At 62.5% G+C, this 15,042-nt stretch carries 15 protein-coding genes; 1 reads left to right on the forward strand and 14 read right to left on the reverse strand.

The window, feature by feature from the left end:
• Positions 1–44: 44 nt before the first annotated feature.
• Positions 45–941 carry a LysR family transcriptional regulator gene (locus AO353_RS12600; protein ID WP_054595251.1) on the forward strand — a complete coding sequence of 299 codons (897 nt, stop codon included), beginning with the start codon at positions 45–47 and terminating at the stop codon, positions 939–941.
• Positions 942–1,076: 135 nt separating this feature from the next.
• On the opposite strand, the gene AO353_RS12605 is transcribed toward AO353_RS12600, so the two are convergent.
• From AO353_RS12605 to AO353_RS12670, 14 genes are all read right to left on the reverse strand, one after another.
• Complete coding sequence (locus tag AO353_RS12605; protein ID WP_054595252.1) at positions 1,077–2,303, reverse strand: beta-ketoacyl-ACP synthase; 1,227 nt, start codon at positions 2,301–2,303, stop codon at positions 1,077–1,079.
• A complete protein-coding gene (gene fabG, locus AO353_RS12610) occupies positions 2,303–3,031 on the reverse strand; it encodes a 3-oxoacyl-ACP reductase FabG (RefSeq protein WP_054595253.1) in 729 nt (242 codons plus the stop codon). Before fabG ends, AO353_RS12605 begins: the two co-directional genes overlap by 1 nt.
• Positions 3,028–3,507: a hotdog family protein gene (locus tag AO353_RS12615; RefSeq protein WP_054595254.1), complete on the reverse strand. Its 480-nt coding sequence runs from the start codon at positions 3,505–3,507 to the stop codon at positions 3,028–3,030. Before AO353_RS12615 ends, fabG begins: the two co-directional genes overlap by 4 nt.
• On the reverse strand, positions 3,504–4,700 hold the full coding sequence (locus AO353_RS12620; protein ID WP_054595255.1) for a beta-ketoacyl-[acyl-carrier-protein] synthase family protein: 1,197 nt from the start codon (positions 4,698–4,700) through the stop codon (positions 3,504–3,506). Before AO353_RS12620 ends, AO353_RS12615 begins: the two co-directional genes overlap by 4 nt.
• Positions 4,697–5,182: a DUF3261 domain-containing protein gene (locus tag AO353_RS12625; protein ID WP_054595256.1), complete on the reverse strand. Its 486-nt coding sequence runs from the start codon at positions 5,180–5,182 to the stop codon at positions 4,697–4,699. The genes AO353_RS12620 and AO353_RS12625 overlap by 4 nt, the downstream gene beginning before the upstream one ends.
• The gene (locus tag AO353_RS12630) at positions 5,182–5,922 is read right to left on the reverse strand and encodes a class I SAM-dependent methyltransferase (RefSeq protein ID WP_054595257.1); all 741 of its coding nucleotides are present in this window, start codon (positions 5,920–5,922) and stop codon (positions 5,182–5,184) included. Before AO353_RS12630 ends, AO353_RS12625 begins: the two co-directional genes overlap by 1 nt.
• Positions 5,919–7,166: an NAD(P)/FAD-dependent oxidoreductase gene (locus tag AO353_RS12635; protein ID WP_054595258.1), complete on the reverse strand. Its 1,248-nt coding sequence runs from the start codon at positions 7,164–7,166 to the stop codon at positions 5,919–5,921. Before AO353_RS12635 ends, AO353_RS12630 begins: the two co-directional genes overlap by 4 nt.
• Positions 7,153–8,313 carry a hypothetical protein gene (locus AO353_RS12640; RefSeq protein WP_054595259.1) on the reverse strand — a complete coding sequence of 387 codons (1,161 nt, stop codon included), beginning with the start codon at positions 8,311–8,313 and terminating at the stop codon, positions 7,153–7,155. Before AO353_RS12640 ends, AO353_RS12635 begins: the two co-directional genes overlap by 14 nt.
• Positions 8,310–10,649, reverse strand: a complete 2,340-nt coding sequence (locus AO353_RS12645) for an MMPL family transporter (RefSeq protein WP_054595260.1) — start codon at positions 10,647–10,649, stop codon at positions 8,310–8,312. The genes AO353_RS12640 and AO353_RS12645 overlap by 4 nt, the downstream gene beginning before the upstream one ends.
• The gene (locus tag AO353_RS12650) at positions 10,633–11,301 is read right to left on the reverse strand and encodes an outer membrane lipoprotein carrier protein LolA (RefSeq protein ID WP_258535941.1); all 669 of its coding nucleotides are present in this window, start codon (positions 11,299–11,301) and stop codon (positions 10,633–10,635) included. Before AO353_RS12650 ends, AO353_RS12645 begins: the two co-directional genes overlap by 17 nt.
• A 98-nt stretch (positions 11,302–11,399) precedes the next feature.
• Positions 11,400–11,825, reverse strand: a complete 426-nt coding sequence (locus tag AO353_RS12655; protein WP_019691416.1) for an acyl-CoA thioesterase — start codon at positions 11,823–11,825, stop codon at positions 11,400–11,402.
• Positions 11,818–13,362: an HAL/PAL/TAL family ammonia-lyase gene (locus AO353_RS12660; RefSeq protein ID WP_054595261.1), complete on the reverse strand. Its 1,545-nt coding sequence runs from the start codon at positions 13,360–13,362 to the stop codon at positions 11,818–11,820. The genes AO353_RS12655 and AO353_RS12660 overlap by 8 nt, the downstream gene beginning before the upstream one ends.
• A complete protein-coding gene (locus AO353_RS12665) occupies positions 13,343–14,290 on the reverse strand; it encodes a glycosyl transferase (RefSeq protein WP_054595262.1) in 948 nt (315 codons plus the stop codon). Before AO353_RS12665 ends, AO353_RS12660 begins: the two co-directional genes overlap by 20 nt.
• Positions 14,287–15,021, reverse strand: a complete 735-nt coding sequence (locus AO353_RS12670) for a glycosyltransferase family 2 protein (RefSeq protein WP_054595263.1) — start codon at positions 15,019–15,021, stop codon at positions 14,287–14,289. The genes AO353_RS12665 and AO353_RS12670 overlap by 4 nt, the downstream gene beginning before the upstream one ends.
• Between the last annotated feature and the right edge of the window lie 21 nt (positions 15,022–15,042).

Below are 15,042 nucleotides of genomic sequence, written 5' to 3' on the forward strand. Positions count from 1 at the left end.
TTGTTCGACCTGTTTGATAGGTTTAACGACCTAATGGAGTTTTCATGGAATTGCGCCATTTGCGCTACTTCATCGCCGTCGCCGAAGAACTGCATTTTGGCCGCGCCGCACAGGTGCTGGGCATCTCTCAGCCGCCGTTGAGCCAGCAGATTCAGGTGCTGGAACAGGAAGTCGGCGCACGTTTATTCGAGCGTACCAATCGTCGGGTCGAGCTCAGTGAAGCCGGTCGGCTGTTCCTCGAAGAGGCTCGGCTGGTGCTGGCCCAGGTCGACAAGGCTGCCGACGTCGCCCGTCGAGCCCAACTTGGCGAGCTGGGGGAACTGAAGATCGGCTTCACCTCATCGGCGCCGTTCAACTCGACGATCCCGCAGGCGATCTTCGCGTTTCGCCAGCGCTTCCCGGCCGTGCATCTGAACCTGCGAGAGATGAGCAGCACCCAGGTTGCCGAGGCGCTGGTGGACGAGTCGATTCAGGTCGGGATCATGCGGCCATTGCCGCTGCCGGATTCGCTGGAGGTGGTCGAGTTGACGCGTGAACCCTTGGTGGCCGTGCTCAGCTCCAAGGACCCGCTGGTGGTCGGCAGCGAGGAAGGGCTGTTTCTGTCTGCACTGGCCCACGAGCCTTTCGTGTTCTTCCCGCGCAGCTACGGCAGTGGTCTATACGCGCAACTGCTGAACCTGGCGCGTGACGCGGGTTTCAGCCCGCACTTCACCCAGGAAGCCGGTGAGGCCATGACCATTATCGGCCTGGTGGCGGCAGGACTCGGGGTGTCGGTGTTGCCGGCGTCGTATCAGCGGATGCGCATCGACGGCGTGGTCTATCGGCCCTTGCTCGACCCGCTGGCGATGTCGGCGGTGTGGCTGGTGCAGCGCAAGGACCAGAAGTCGCCGATGGCCAAGGCGTTTGTCGAGTTGCTGACGCGTAAGGTTGAGGTGACGTAGTCGGCACAGGGCGATGACAGGCTGACATGTCAGTCGAGCGTTGGCGGCCCCAAAAGATCGCAGCCTGCGATAGCGTCTATGCCGTTCTTTGTAGGAGCCGCCGCAGGCGACGATCTTTTGATCTTGATGTGGCGCTTACGACCAGCGCCGAAAGATCAGCGACGTATTCACCCCACCAAAAGCGAAGTTGTTGTTCATCACGTACTGGCAGCTCATCTCACGGAACTCGCCGCACAGGTAGTCCAGTTCGCCGCAGCGTGGATCGATGTCGTCGAGGTTGAAGGTGTGCACGTACTCGTCGCTGTTCATCATTTCTATGCTGAACCAGGACTCCAGTGCACCGCAGGCGCCAAGGGTGTGACCGAGAAAACTCTTCTGCGAGCTGATTGGCATGTGGCTGCCGAACAGGCTGTTGGTGGCCAGGGTTTCCGCGATGTCGCCTTGCTCGGTGGCGGTGCCGTGGCCGTTCACGTAGCCGATGGCCGATGGCTCCAGGCCTGCGTCTTCCAGTGCCAGCTCCATGGCCCGGCGCATGGTGGTTTGCTCTGGGCGGGTGGCGTGCTGGCCGTCGGCGTTGCTGCCAAAACCAACGATTTCGGCGTAAATGTGCGCACCGCGGGCCAGCGCGTGTTCGAGTTCTTCGAGTACCAGCATGCCGCCGCCTTCACCGATCACCAGGCCATCGCGTGCACTGTCGTAAGGCCGTGGGCTGGTTTTCGGGGCGTCGTTTTTCAGGCTGGTGGCGTAGAGCGCGTCGAACACCATGGCTTCGGTCGGGCACAGCTCTTCGGCGCCGCCGGCGAGCATCAGCGGCAGGCGGCCGAACTTGATCGCCTCGTAGGCATAACCGATGCCCTGGCTGCCACTGGTGCAGGCGCTGGAGGTCGGGATCAAGCGCCCGGTGAGGCCAAAGAAAATGCTGATATTGGCCGCCGTGGTGTGCGGCATCATCCGCACGTAAGAGTTGGCGTTCAGCCCTTCAGCCACCGAATTGAGCAGCATCTTGCCGAAGGCTTTTATCTCCTCGGTGCTGCCGGTGGATGAGCCGCAGGACACGCCCATGCGGCCGTCCTTGATCGACTCGTCACCGAGCAGGCCGGCGTCGGCCAGCGCCTGTTCTGCCGCGCCGACCGCCAGCCGGGAAACCCGGCCCATGCTGCGCAATTGCTTGCGGGTCCAGTGGCTCGGGACGGTGAAATCATCGATGGGGCCGGCCAGGCGCGTGTTCAGTTCGATGAAACGATCCCACTCGTCCATGCGGCGGATGCCACTGCGATTGGCCTTGAAGTTAGCGCGAATGGTCTCCCAGTCGCTGCCCAACGAGGTGATACCGGCCATGCCGGTGACGACGACGCGTTTCATCAGCACAGGCCTCCGTTGACGGCCAGCACCTGCCGGGTGATATAGCCCGCTTCGGCGGACATCAGGAAATTCACCGCGCCGGCCACCTCTTCAGGGGTGCCCATGCGTTGTGCGGGAATCATTTTCAGCAGTTCTTCAACGGGGACGTTTTCGTCGAGCATCGCGGTGTCGATCAACCCTGGCGCAACGCAGTTGACGGTGATCTTGCGTTTGCCCAGTTCGATCGCCAGGGCCTTGGCGGCGCCGATCAAGCCGGCCTTGGAGGCGCTGTAGTTGACCTGCCCACGGTTGCCGATCAACCCGGAAACCGAGGTGATGCACACGATCCGCCCGGCGGCGCGACGGCGAATCATCGGCATCATCACCGGGTGCAACACGTTATAAAAACCGTCGAGGTTGGTGCGCATCACCACGTCCCAGTCGTCCTCGCTCAGGGCCGGGAAGGCGCCGTCGCGGGTCAGGCCGGCGTTGAGCACCACGCCGTAATAGGCGCCGTGGGTTTCCACGTCGGCTTCGAGATGGGCCTTGCAGCTGGCACGATCCGACACGTCGAATTGCAGGATGCGCGCGCGGCGGCCCAATGCTTCGATTTCGGCCTGCACGGCTTCGGCGTCGCTGCGACCGCTACGGCAATGCAGCACCAGATCAAAGCCGGCCTGGGCCAGGCGTAGTGCGATGGCGCGGCCGATGCCACGGCTGGAACCGGTGACCAGTACGGATTCAGTCAAGACTGGACTCCAGTAGTGCTAGAAGAAGAGTGGGATTCATGTAGGTAGTGAGCCGACTGAGGTGGGCAGAACACATTCAGACGGGCCGTGGCATGAATGCCGGGTGCCGTCAGGTGGCATTCGAAAACGCCCATGCCGTTGTCGTCTTCGAGCGAGCGCAGGGCGTGGATCGTCAGTTCGCTGCCGAGCGGGAAGTGTTCCACATTACATTCAAATTTACGCGTGCCGAGCAGGAATCCAAGCTCGACCGGATTGCCTCGCTCGCGTGCACGACAGCCGGCGTACGCTGCCACGCTTTGCGCCATCAGCTCGATGCCGACCCAGGCTGGCAAACTGCCGTCGGGCTGGTTGAACAGGCCGCCGGGTTTGACGGTGAGGCGGGTGTGAATCTGTTCTTCGTCGAACGACAGCACGTGATCGATAAGGATCATGTCACCCGCGTGGGGCAGCAGTTCGGCGAGAGGCCAATCAATCATTGGGCGTCTCCGATAATCAGGCTGACGTTGTTGCCACCAAAGGCAAAGGAGTTACTCATCAGGCAACGTGCAGTGCGTTGTTCCAGGCGATCAGCAGCGGTCACAAAACTCAGCGCTGGCAGTTGCGGGTCGGGCTGGCCGTCCCAGACCTGTGGTGGCAGCGCGTGTCGGGTGTTGTCGCGGCTCAGGCTCAGCCAGCAGAACGCCGCTTCCAGCGCCCCGGCCGCGCCGAGGGTGTGGCCGGTCATGGGCTTGGTTGACGAGCAGGGCACGCCTGCCGGGAACAGGCTGTTGACGGCCAGGCTTTCCATGGCGTCGTTGTGTTGGGTGGCGGTGCCGTGCAGATTCAGGTAGTTGATCCGCTCAGGCGCTAAACCGGCGCTGCGCAGGGCCTTGTTCATCGCTTGCAGGGCACCGCGCCCGCTCGGTTCCGGGGCGGAAATATGGTGCGCGTCGGAGCTGGCGCCGCTGCCCAGCAGGGCAATCGGTTGGCTGCTGCCGAGGTGTTTGCTCATCAAGAAAAGTACCGCCGCTTCACCGATGTTGATGCCGTTGCGATTGACCGAGAACGGATTGCAGCGCTGCTCGGACACCGCATCCAGCGCCGAAAAACCGTTGAGGGTCAGTTTGCACAGACTGTCGACGCCGCCACACAGCACCGCATCACACATGCCCATGTCGAGCAGTCGCTGAGCACTCATCAATGCGCGGGCGCTGGAGGTGCAGGCCGTAGAAATCACATAGGCCGGGCCGCTCAGTTGCAGCCAGTCGGCGAGGAAGTTCGCCGGGGCGCCAAGCTCCTGTTGTTGGTAGTCGTATTCTGGCGGGAACTGACCGTCGCGGATGTACTGGGCAATCCCGCGACTGGCTTCGTCGATGCCCGAGGTGCTAGTGCCCAGGACGATGCCGATGCGTCCACGGCCATAGGTCTGAATGGCCTGTTCGATGTCTTCGCGGATTTGCAGCGCGGCGTCCAGCAGCAACTGATTGTTGCGGGTGTTGTGCTGCTTCAGTGCAGCCGGGATCGCGGGCAACTCACCGTGTACCGCCGCCACCGGCAGCGAACGTTCAGGCACCCAGCCGGCCTCGACACGGATTCCCGAGCAGTCGCCGGCAAACAGCTTGCGGGCGACTTCGTGTTTGTTGCGGCCCAGGCTGCAGATCAGCCCGAGGGCGTTCAGGTAGGCCGTCATGGTGCAGTCTCGGCGGTCAGCGGGGTAACGTGATAGTTCAGCTGTTCGGGCAGCGTCAGCACGAAGTCCGACGGGGTTCGATACAGCACCTGCCAGTGTGGCGTCAGCGAGCGTAAAGCCGCGTGATGCCGGGCGGCAGGATAATTATTGAGCAACTCGGCCTCCGGTGTCAGGGCGAACAACAACGCTGCAAACAACTGGCGCGCTTCCGGGTTGGGCGGCAGCAAGCCGTCGGCCTGCCACTGGTTGTCGATCAGGCGCTGGCGAGCCACCGGAATGCCCAGTGGGTCCATCAGCGACCAGCGAATGCCGGCACCTTCGCGCTGGATCACCAGCAACCAGTCCTGGCGCTGATCGGCCCGTTGCCGCTCGACATGCAATTGCAGCGGTAAGGTCAGTGTCGGGTTGCGCTCGGGCAGCGGCGGCTGGCTGGCGCAAGCGCTCAGCAGCAAGGCACAGCACACGAGCAGGAGGCGAATCATTAGCGCTTACCTTCGAGCGGTTTACGGGCAACCACGTTGACCAGGGTTTCTTCCCGTTGACCAAGCGGTTTTGGGCGGCGCAATCCAAAGCGTTCGAGCAGGCCGAAGTCCTTCGCGCGACTCCACCACAGATAAGGGTAGGACACGTTTTGCGGACCGAACTCAAAACCCTGCTGGCGAATCATCTGCAAATAGCCGTCGGCGCTCTTTTGCACGTGCATCGGGTGGCGGAACAACCAGCGGATCACCCAGGTGTCGATGTAGGCTTCGGTGGACTCGGCAAACATCAGATAGCCGCCCGGCTTGAGTACCCGATAGAACTCGGCGAGGGCTTGCTCCTGTTCCACCAGGTGGTGGAAGGTCTGGTGGCAGAACAGCAAATCGACGCTGGCGTCCGGCAGCTTGAGGGTCGCGCAATCGCTGCCGATCAGTTCGACATCGATGTTCTGGCGCTGCGCCTCTTCGCCGCTGAGCATCAGGCTGTGCGGATCGGCGTCGAGGCCGATCAGCCGTTGCGGGGCAAACACCTGCTGCAGGTACTGGAACGACTTGCCCTGACCGCAACCGGCATCCAGCAGCACCGGATGGCTGGGCAGTGCTTCGCTGAACAAGCTGCGCAGATCGTTGATTGCTACCCGCAGCACGTGGTGCTGCCAGGTGAAGCTGCGCAGGAACCAGAACCCGAAACGGGTTTCTTCGACGTAACTGTCGCTGAGGTACTGTTGTTCGGTGTCACTCACGTTGCATCACTCGCACAAATCTCCGAGAGCATGCGCAACCGGCGCTTGGGTTCGCTGACGAACGGATTGCGTTCGTCCCAGGCGTAACCGGCGAGGATCGCGCTGATCATGCGGCGGATCTCCGGAGCGCTGCCAGGGTGGTAGATCACATCCTGGAAGGTCCCGGCATACCAACCTTCGACGTAGCAGCGGAAGGTGTCGACACCGCGCTTCAGTGGCACGGCAAACTCGCGTTGCCAGTCCACGCTTTCGCCTTGCAGTTGGCGATGCAGAACGCCGGCGGCCATGCTCGCCGAACGCATGGCGATGGTCACGCCGGAGGAAAACACCGGATCGAGGAACTCTGCGGCGTTGCCGAGCAAGGCGAAGCCCGGGCCGTGCAAGGTTTTGACGTTGGCCGAGTAGCCGCCGATGGTCCGCGCGGGCGTGTCCCAATGGGCGTTTTTCAGCACCTTGGCCAAGCTCGGGGTTTCGGCGATGAAGCCTCGCAGGCATTCGTCGAGATCGTCGCCGCGGCCGTCGAAGTGTTCGGCAGCAGCAACCACGCCCACCGAGCAGCGACCCTGGCTGAACGGGATGGTCCAGAACCAGATGTCGCGCTGGGTCGGGTGGGTGGTGATGAGGATCTTTTCACGGTCGAAGTGCGGGCCGTCGATGTGGTCTTCGATGTGGGTGAACACGGCCTGGCGCAGGGGGAAGTTCGACGGTGCTTCAAGGTCGAGCAGGCGCGGCAAGACGCGGCCGTAGCCGCTGGCATCGAGCACGAAATCGGCTTCCAGGCGGTATTCGCTGCCGTCTTCACGGCGAGCGCTGAGCTGGGGTTTCGCCCGCTCGAAGTTGGCACTGATGATCGTCTCGCCGTAACGGATTTCCACCCCTTGCAGCGCTGCCTGATCGGCCAGCAGTTTGTCGAAATCAGCGCGCTGGACCTGAAAGGTGGTCGGCTTGCCGTTACTGAAGGTGTCGCCGAAATCGAACGTGCTGTAGCGCTCGCCCCAGGCGAACGCTGCGCCGTTTTTCAACTGGAAGCCGGCGGCTTGTACCGCTTCGAGCATGCCGGCTTCTTCGACGAAATCCAGGCAGTGCGAGAGCAGGCTTTCGCCGATCGAAAACCGCGGAAAGTGCTGACGTTCAATGATCAGCACGTCATGGCCGTTACGCTTGAGCAGCGCAGCGGCGATGGCGCCCGATGGGCCGGCACCGATAACGATGACCTGGCGACGTTCCGTATCAACTGTTGGCACTGGAGCTCCTGGCCGGGGCGGCGAGCGGTGAGGGGATTCGGTGCACGCCGGCGAGTGCCGGCAGCAGTGTTGCGATCAAACCCATCAGCATCAGCGCGAAATACAGCGCGGGACTGATCAGCTGTTGTTGCAGCAGCAGATTGAGAAAGACGATCTCGCTCAAGCCGCGAATGTTCAACAGCAGACTTTCGCGCCAACGGTTGGCGCCGACAAACGATGTTCCGGCCCAACCGAGGCCGAGCCAGTTACCCAGCAGTTTGCTGGCGATAGGAAACACCAGCAGCGCACCGAGCTGCATCCAGCTGAGGCTGTCCATGGCGCTGTGCACGTTGATCTGCACAATGCCGAAGGTCAGGATCAGCGGGATTGCGATGCCGTTCTGCAAGCGACTCATCCAGGCTGCCGATAACGGTAGCACCAGCGGTAGTTTGAGTGCAGCCATGCACAACAGATAACCGATGCCGAAAATCAGCGCATTGAGTTTGAAGTGTTCCGCCACCACCAGCAGCGCAAAGAAGCCCAGGCTGTGCAGCAGCGGCTGACGCAACCCGAGCACACGCAGCAGCAACGGCAGGCAGGCGCCAGCCAGCGGCAGCAATAGGCTGCTCAGGTGCAGGCTGCCTTGGGCGAAGGCGAACAGGCTCCAGCAAGTCAGGTCGATGAGGATGGCGGTTTGCACCAGTCGGCGGGTCGCGGCCGGTGGATAGTTGATGTGCCGCAGGTACAGATACAACACCGGAATTGCCGTAATCGCGAACAACAGGCCGACCGCCAGCGAGCTCAACCATGGCTGATCCGGCAGCAACCAAATGGCCGTCGCCAGACCACAGGCGAACGGAATGCCGAAACTCGGCAAGGCGATTTTCAGGCTCTGACGGTCCAGCTTCAGGTCGATCACGTCGCTGAGGATATGCCCCAGTAACAGCGCGAAACTCAGGCTGTAGAGGTTTTTCAGCCAGCCCGGCGAGACCAGTTCGGCGCCGCTCAACTGCCAGTACGGTTCAATCCAGAAATACATCAGCAGCGGCAGGCCGAAGGTCGCCAGCAGCAACTGGCTGACAATCGGGATCAAGCCAAAATGACGCCCGACACGCGTCGCCACCGCGAACAGCGCCAAGGCCAGCAGCCAGAACAGCATGGTCATCATGCTGCCGGCTCTACGACGGGCGCGGCATGCGCCGAAGGTTTGGCCCACGGCGCGAGAATGAAGCTGAAGGCCAGGCCGAGGCTCACCGAAAGACCGAAGTTGCTCACCGCCGGGGTGCTGGAAATCGCCAGCAGACCAAACGACAGCCACGTGGTCGCCGCCGCCAGCAGCGTGCCCAACAGGCTCACGGCGGCCCCGCCGATCTGCTCGCGCATGAGGATCGCGTAATCGACACTGATCGCTGTCACCAGCAGCAACCCGAACACGCTGAACAGCGTCAGCGGCTGCCCCAGCCAACCGAGGCTGGCCAGGCTGCACAGGGCCGCCAGTAATGGCAGCGCGACGAGCCGCAGAGCGCCGCCAAAACCGAAGGGCAGAATCAGCAGCAACACGATCAATGCGCAGGACATCAGTTTCAGTTCAGCCGCGCTGATCTGGGTGGCGGCGAAGACCTTGTTCAGGTCGTCCAGACGATCCACCAACTGCACACCCGGCAAGTCCAGCGCTTGCACCCGCAGCAGCGCGGTATCGTTCAAGCCTTGCAGGCTGACCATCGCCGCCACGCCGCCATCCGAGGCGCCCAGCCACAGCGGGCGCCACGGCTCGGCCAAGGGCCCGACCAGCGCTGCGTCGATGTCTTCGACCGGCAAGGCCTGCAACTGCGTCAGTTCGGTTTGCAGTGCGGTGGCCGGGATGCCGAGGTCGAGCAACGGCTGCCAGAATGCCGGGAGTTTATTCAGCGCTTCGCGAACCTGTTGCTGCTCGGAAGGCAGGCTGACCAGTTGGCTCAGCGCCAGGTAGCCTTTGAGCTTGTCCAGATTGACCAACTGATCCAGGCGGTCGCTGAGGGCTTTCTGGCGCTCGAGCAATTGCTGCTGGTTGGCCGCGCGCACCAGGAAGAACTGGCTGGTGGGTTGATAGCCGGTGATCCGCGCAATGGTCTGCGCTTCATTCATCAATTGCGGCGGTGCACTGACCCACTGACGGATGTCGTTTTTCGTGGTCAGGTGCCACAGGCCGCCCGCACAGAAGGCCAGGACCAACACCAGCAGGACCGAACTGCGTACGCGTTTGAGCAGCGCTGCACGCACGTTCACCAAGAACTCGGCCACCCGCAGCGGCCACTGCGCGGGTCGCAGGTCCGTGCCCTTGAGCAGCGCCGGCAACAAGCACACCGCCGACAGGTAGGCGCCAAGCAGACCGGCGGCAGAGAACACGGCAATCTGGGTCAGCGCCGGGAACGGTGTCCAGGCCAGTGCCAGATAACCGATGCAGCTGGTGGCCAGGCTCAGGGTCAGCCCCGGCAAGGTCAGGCGAAGTGCGGGCCAGCTGTGCCAGGGTTTCAGGCTCCAGCTCTTGGACAGGTAATGCAGCGGGTAATCGACGGCGACGCCGATCAGGCTCGATCCGAGCACCAGGGTCATCACGTGCATATGGCCGAACAGCGCGACGCAGGCCACCGCGCCAAACAGCATGCCGACCAACACGGGGATAAAGGCCAGCAGCACGCGAAATCTGCGGAACGCCAGCAACAGCAGCAACAGGATGCCGACGGTTGCACCACCGCCGACCCAGGTAATTTCGCGGGTCGCTTGCTGCTGACCGTTGGCGGCGTACAGCAGGCCACTGGCGGCGAGTAGTTGCACGTCGGCCTGCGCCGCTTCTTCGCGGCTGTGCTTGAGCAGCTCGGCGACCTTCAGCGGCAGCTGCATGTCGAACGCGTTACCGCTGGTGCGGGCTCGCAGCATGACCCAGCTTTTGCCGTCAGCATCAGCGACCAATGTGCCGCTGCCAATGTCCAGTTGCACTGAACCATGCTGCGGCTGGCTGTTTTGAATGCGTCCGGTCAGGCCCAGCCAGTCGTCCTGGCTCGGCACCAGGCTGAAACCGGTAAAGGGGTCGAACAGCGCTTGTACGCGCTGCTGGATGAACGCTTGCGGTTGTTCGATCAGTTGTTGCCGATCGGCTGCCGAGAGCATCGCCAACCGACCTTGCAACAGCTGTGCGCGCAACGCAGGCAAGTCGGCTTGCAGGTTCCATTGGACTTTCTCGAACAGTCCACTGGCCAGCCATTGTTCGCCGAGCTTCTGCGTCATAGCGATTGCTTGCTCGCGATTAGTGTGGCCGACCAGCACCAGCATTTCGCGGTTCAGCGGTTCTTGCATGCGCTGTTCGGCCTTGAGCTCCAGCGCATCCGGCGCGGTGCCCGGTACCAGATCCATCAGGTTGGCCGACAGCGGTGCGCCGTCGTGCCATTGCCAACCGGCGAGTGCGAGCACCGCCAGCAGCAGGGTCAGAAATAGCCGTGGAAGCCTCCGTTCACTCGGCAAAGTCATGTTGCTCCGCATCGCTCAATGGGGTGGCGCTGGTGGTGTCCTGCATGCGCAAAACGGTGCTGTCGCCCTGGGTTTCCAGCAACTCGATGCGCTGCACCAGTTCACCTCCGTCGATGTTGATCTGATTGAACACTTGCTTGAGCAGCATCGAACGCGGAGTCAGCGTGAGCTTCCAGTGCTGTGCTTCGCCGCTCAACGACAACTCGAAATCCCGTTGCAGCCCGCTGCTGTCACCTTGCAGCACTGCGAGGAAGATGCGGTTCTGCTCGGCGCCGGCACTTTTGCCCGGCAGCATTTGCCAGCCACTGCTGTCACGCCGCGCGATGCCCTTGGTGCTGATCCGGTAATCCTGTTGCAGCGGCGTCTTGAGCAGCCACAGCAAACCGTGATCCTTGGCCAGTACGAACGAGCCCTTGCTGGTCAGTGGTTGCGGCAGGGCACGCAGGTGTTTTTCCTGAATGAAACTGCCGTGGATCACGCTGGGTTTGGCCAGTTGATCGCTCAGCTGTTGCAGGTCGAAGGCGTTAGCCAGCGATGAAAAACCAAGCAGCGCTATCAGTATCACCACAACCTTGTAGCCGCAGCGTGTGGCGAGGGCGCTTGCTCCCGCTGGAGTGCGCAGCAATCCCCAACCCAGACGACGGCATTTCATCGGGGGGATCGAGTCGTCAGATTTACGGGTGCTGCGCGCCCGAGCGGGAGCAAGCTCCCTCGCCACAGGGCAGTCATCAAGTCGATTGGTGCTAAAGGTCATGGCAACATCCTCTCGACCGCATCGGTAAACACCTTGGGCGACGCCAGTTGCATCTCGCGGCTGGCGACGTGCACGGCAACCTGCACCGAGCTGGCGCGGGTCAGGCGTTCACCGGTGGCGAGGTCGCTGATCAGGTAGCTGATCTTCAGGCGATTTTCCCATTCCACCAGACTGGCGCGCACGTTGAGCGTCTGGCCGAACACCGCGCCGCGCACATAACGCAGTTGCAGGTCGATCACCGGCCACGCGTAGCCGGATTCCTGCATGGCGGTGTAGTTGTGGCCGAGCTGGTCGAGCAGGGCGCAGCGGGCGACTTCCAGGTACTTCACGTAATGGCCGTGCCAGACCACGTTCATCGAATCGACGTCGAAGAACGGCACGAGGATTTGCGTATCGGCGTGAAGCACTCCCTTGCTACGCATGCAGCCTCCAGTGTTGTTCGGCGATGCGTTGCAGACACAGGCGCAATTCACCTTCCAGGGCGCGGTCTTCAATGACCGGCGCAAAATCCTTGGCGAGCTCTGCGTGCATCGCCGCCAGCGCCGGCGGCAATGGCCGGGCGTCTTCTGCCTGGCTGCGCAACCAGACCCCTTGATTGGCCGCCAACAGCGTCGCGGCGGCAACCTGTTCGGTCAGCTCCAGCACGCGGATCGCATCGCGGGCAGCGATGGTGCCCATGCTGACTTTGTCCTGGTTATGGCATTCGGTGGAGCGTGAGAACACGCTCGCCGGCATGGTGTTTTTCAACGCTTCGGCGGTCCAGGCGCTGGTGCCGATCTGCACCGCTTTAAAGCCGTGGTTGAGCATCGCGCGCTCGGCGCTGGCGCCCGACAGGTTGCTCGGCAAACCGTGGTTGTAGCGTTCGTCCACCAGCAGCGCGAGCTGACGGTCGAGCAGGTCGGCAACGTTGGCGACGAGGTTTTTCAGGCTGTCCATGGCGAAGGCAATGTGCCCGCCGTAGAAGTGCCCGCCGTGCAGCACGCGTTCGGCTTCGGCGTCGATGATCGGGTTGTCGTTGGCGCTGTTGAGTTCGATCTCGATGAACGAACGCAGCCAGTTCAGGCTGTCGGCCAACACGCCGAGCACATGCGGCGCGCAACGCAGCGAATAGCGGTCTTGCAGACGATGCAGCGGCGCGGTCGGGGCGTCGATTGCCAGATCCTTGCGCAACCACGCGGCCACTTGCATCTGGCCCGGGTGCGGCTTGGTGGCGAACAGGCGCTCGTCGAAGTGCTCCGGGTTACCTTGCAGGGCAACCACGTTCAGCGCAGTGATGCGCGTCGCCAGTTGCAGCAGGTAGTCGGCACGGGCGTAAGCCAGGCAGGCGAGGCCGGTCATTACCGCCGTGCCGTTCATCAGCGCCAGTGCTTCCTTGGGCCGCAGTACCAGCGGCTCCCAGCCGAGTTCGCGATGGACGTCGGCAGCCTGCCGGCGCTCGCCCTTGAACAGCACTTCGCGCTCGCCGGACAAGGTCGCGGCGACGTATGACAGCGGTGTCAAATCGCCGCTGGCGCCCACCGAACCCTCTTCCGGGATCAGCGGCAGAATGTCGTGTTCGAGGAAGGCGTGCAGGCGCTCCAGCAGCTCGATGCGAACCCCGGACACGCCGTGGCACAGCGACTGCAAACGCGCCGCAAGCACCGCGCGGGTCGCCTGGGCGTCGAGCAGTTTACCCAGGCCGCAACCGTGAAAGGTGTACAGATGACGCGGCAGCGCTTCGACATGATGCAGCGGCACCGCGACCACGCAGGAATCGCCGTAACCGGTGGTCACGCCGTAGATCACGCCTTCCTTGTCCAGCAACGAATCGAGAAACCGCGCGCCCTTGGCGATGCGTTCACGGTATTCGCTGTCGTTTTGCAGTTGCACGGGCGCCTGACGGTTGGCCAGGGCCAGCACGTCTTCGATGCGCAAAGGGAGTTCGCCGAAGGTTACCGGCTCAAGCAGATGCGTCGTCATCGGTCTTCCAGAATGGGTAAAAGTTGAACCATTGTTGGGGCGCTTCAAGGCAGCACTGGCCGAGGCGTTCGGCATAGCGCGTGGCCCAGTGGTGAATCACTTGCTCGCGGTCGCTGCGCTTCCATACCACCGCATCGGTGAAGGGCTCGATGATCAGTCGATAGTCACCGGCTGGTTTCTTCAGGCACATCAGAAAATTGACCGGGCACTTCAACAGGCCGGCCAGCAGCCACGGACCTTGGGGGAACGCGGCCGGATGACCGAGGAAGTCCACCGTCACGCTGCGTCCGCCGTGCAGCGGTACGCGGTCGCCGGCAATCGCCAGCCACTCGCCGCGTTCCAGGCGCTGGCTCAGTTGCAGCATGATCACCGGGTCCAGTTCGCTGACCTGGATCAGCCGCAGATTGGTCGCGCCGGCTTCGCCCAGCAGGCGATTGAAACGCTCGGCGTGCTTGGTGTGCACCAGCACGTTCATGGTGACCCTTTCACCGAGTTCGGCGAGGGCCCGGCAGACTTCGAGATTGCCCAGGTGAGCGCCCACCAGCATCTGCCCGCGTGAGCCGCGCAATTGATTGCGCAACAGCGCCGGGTCGATGATTTCGATCTGTTCGATGCTCAACTTGCCGTTCCACACGTCGAGCTTGTCGAGCATGGAGTCGGCGAAGGCCATGAACTGGCCAAACACCCGCCAATGAGACGGGCGCAATTCGCTGCGGCCGCTCCAGTCGGCCAGGTGCTGCTGGTATTGCCAGGCGCTGTGGCGGGCGCTGCGACCGAACAGGAAAAAGTACAAGACGATGCCGTACAGCAGCGGGCTCAACAGCCGACGCCCGAGCACTTTTGCGCAGAGTGCGGTGAATTTCATCAGCCAGAAACTGCCGCGTTCCTTGTGATCGGCCCAGTGCTCGTTGTCTGCATTGATGCTCATGTTCGCCACCGTCGCCAAAGAATGACCGGCGCCCGTAACAGCATGCCGAAGAACAGGCGGGTGTGCATGCTCGTAATCAGCACATTGTCGCGAAACAGACGAAAATGCGAGACGCCATCCAGGGGGTAGTGAACCTTGGTGTGCAGCCAGCGCATCGGCAGATTGCGCCAGGCCAGGCGCACGATGATGTCAGTGTCGAAGTCCATGCGATTGCCGATCTTCACCGAGTTGATCAGCGCCAGCGTCGGAGGCAACGGGTAGAGGCGAAAACCGCACATGGAGTCGCGAATCTGCAACGAAAGGGTGTTGATCCAGACCATCACGTGCGTCAGGTAGCGGGCATACAAACGGCCCTTCGGCACACTGGCGTCGTACAGCGGGTAGCCGCAGATCAGTGCGTCGGGATGGGCGCGTGACTGCTCGATGAAGGTCCGAACGTCACTCAAGTCGTGCTGACCATCGGCGTCCACCTGCAAGGCGTGGCTGAAGCCCAGGCGCGAAGCTTCGCGAAACCCGCTCATGACCGCGCCGCCCTTGCCCTGATTGACGGCGAGTTTGATCAGGAAAACCTGGTCGCGCCGGGCCAGTTGCTCCAGTACCGCGGCACAGGCCGGACTGCTGGCGTCATCCACCAGAATGCACGGCAGATGGTTGGCGAGCAGCGCGTCGACCACGTTGGTGACGGCGGCTTCGTGGTTGTAGACCGGGATCACGGCGCAGGGGTTATGCATGTGTTGTCCCTTGCTCGGATT

Source organism: Pseudomonas fluorescens, from assembly GCF_001307155.1.
GTDB lineage: Bacteria > Pseudomonadota > Gammaproteobacteria > Pseudomonadales > Pseudomonadaceae > Aquipseudomonas > Aquipseudomonas helvetica.

Coding starts and splice junctions, on each gene's coding strand:
- AO353_RS12655 (WP_019691416.1), bottom strand. CDS start 11,825: ATGCGTAGCAAGGGAGTGCTTCACGCCGATACGCAAATCCTCGTGCCG.
- AO353_RS12640 (WP_054595259.1), bottom strand. CDS start 8,313: ATGATGACCATGCTGTTCTGGCTGCTGGCCTTGGCGCTGTTCGCGGTG.
- AO353_RS12620 (WP_054595255.1), bottom strand. CDS start 4,700: ATGACGGCCTACCTGAACGCCCTCGGGCTGATCTGCAGCCTGGGCCGC.
- AO353_RS12625 (WP_054595256.1), bottom strand. CDS start 5,182: ATGATTCGCCTCCTGCTCGTGTGCTGTGCCTTGCTGCTGAGCGCTTGC.
- AO353_RS12605 (WP_054595252.1), bottom strand. CDS start 2,303: ATGAAACGCGTCGTCGTCACCGGCATGGCCGGTATCACCTCGTTGGGC.
- AO353_RS12670 (WP_054595263.1), bottom strand. CDS start 15,021: ATGCATAACCCCTGCGCCGTGATCCCGGTCTACAACCACGAAGCCGCC.
- AO353_RS12615 (WP_054595254.1), bottom strand. CDS start 3,507: ATGATTGATTGGCCTCTCGCCGAACTGCTGCCCCACGCGGGTGACATG.
- AO353_RS12600 (WP_054595251.1), top strand. CDS start 45: ATGGAATTGCGCCATTTGCGCTACTTCATCGCCGTCGCCGAAGAACTG.
- AO353_RS12650 (WP_258535941.1), bottom strand. CDS start 11,301: ATGAAATGCCGTCGTCTGGGTTGGGGATTGCTGCGCACTCCAGCGGGA.
- AO353_RS12665 (WP_054595262.1), bottom strand. CDS start 14,290: ATGAGCATCAATGCAGACAACGAGCACTGGGCCGATCACAAGGAACGC.
- AO353_RS12645 (WP_054595260.1), bottom strand. CDS start 10,649: ATGACTTTGCCGAGTGAACGGAGGCTTCCACGGCTATTTCTGACCCTG.
- AO353_RS12660 (WP_054595261.1), bottom strand. CDS start 13,362: ATGACGACGCATCTGCTTGAGCCGGTAACCTTCGGCGAACTCCCTTTG.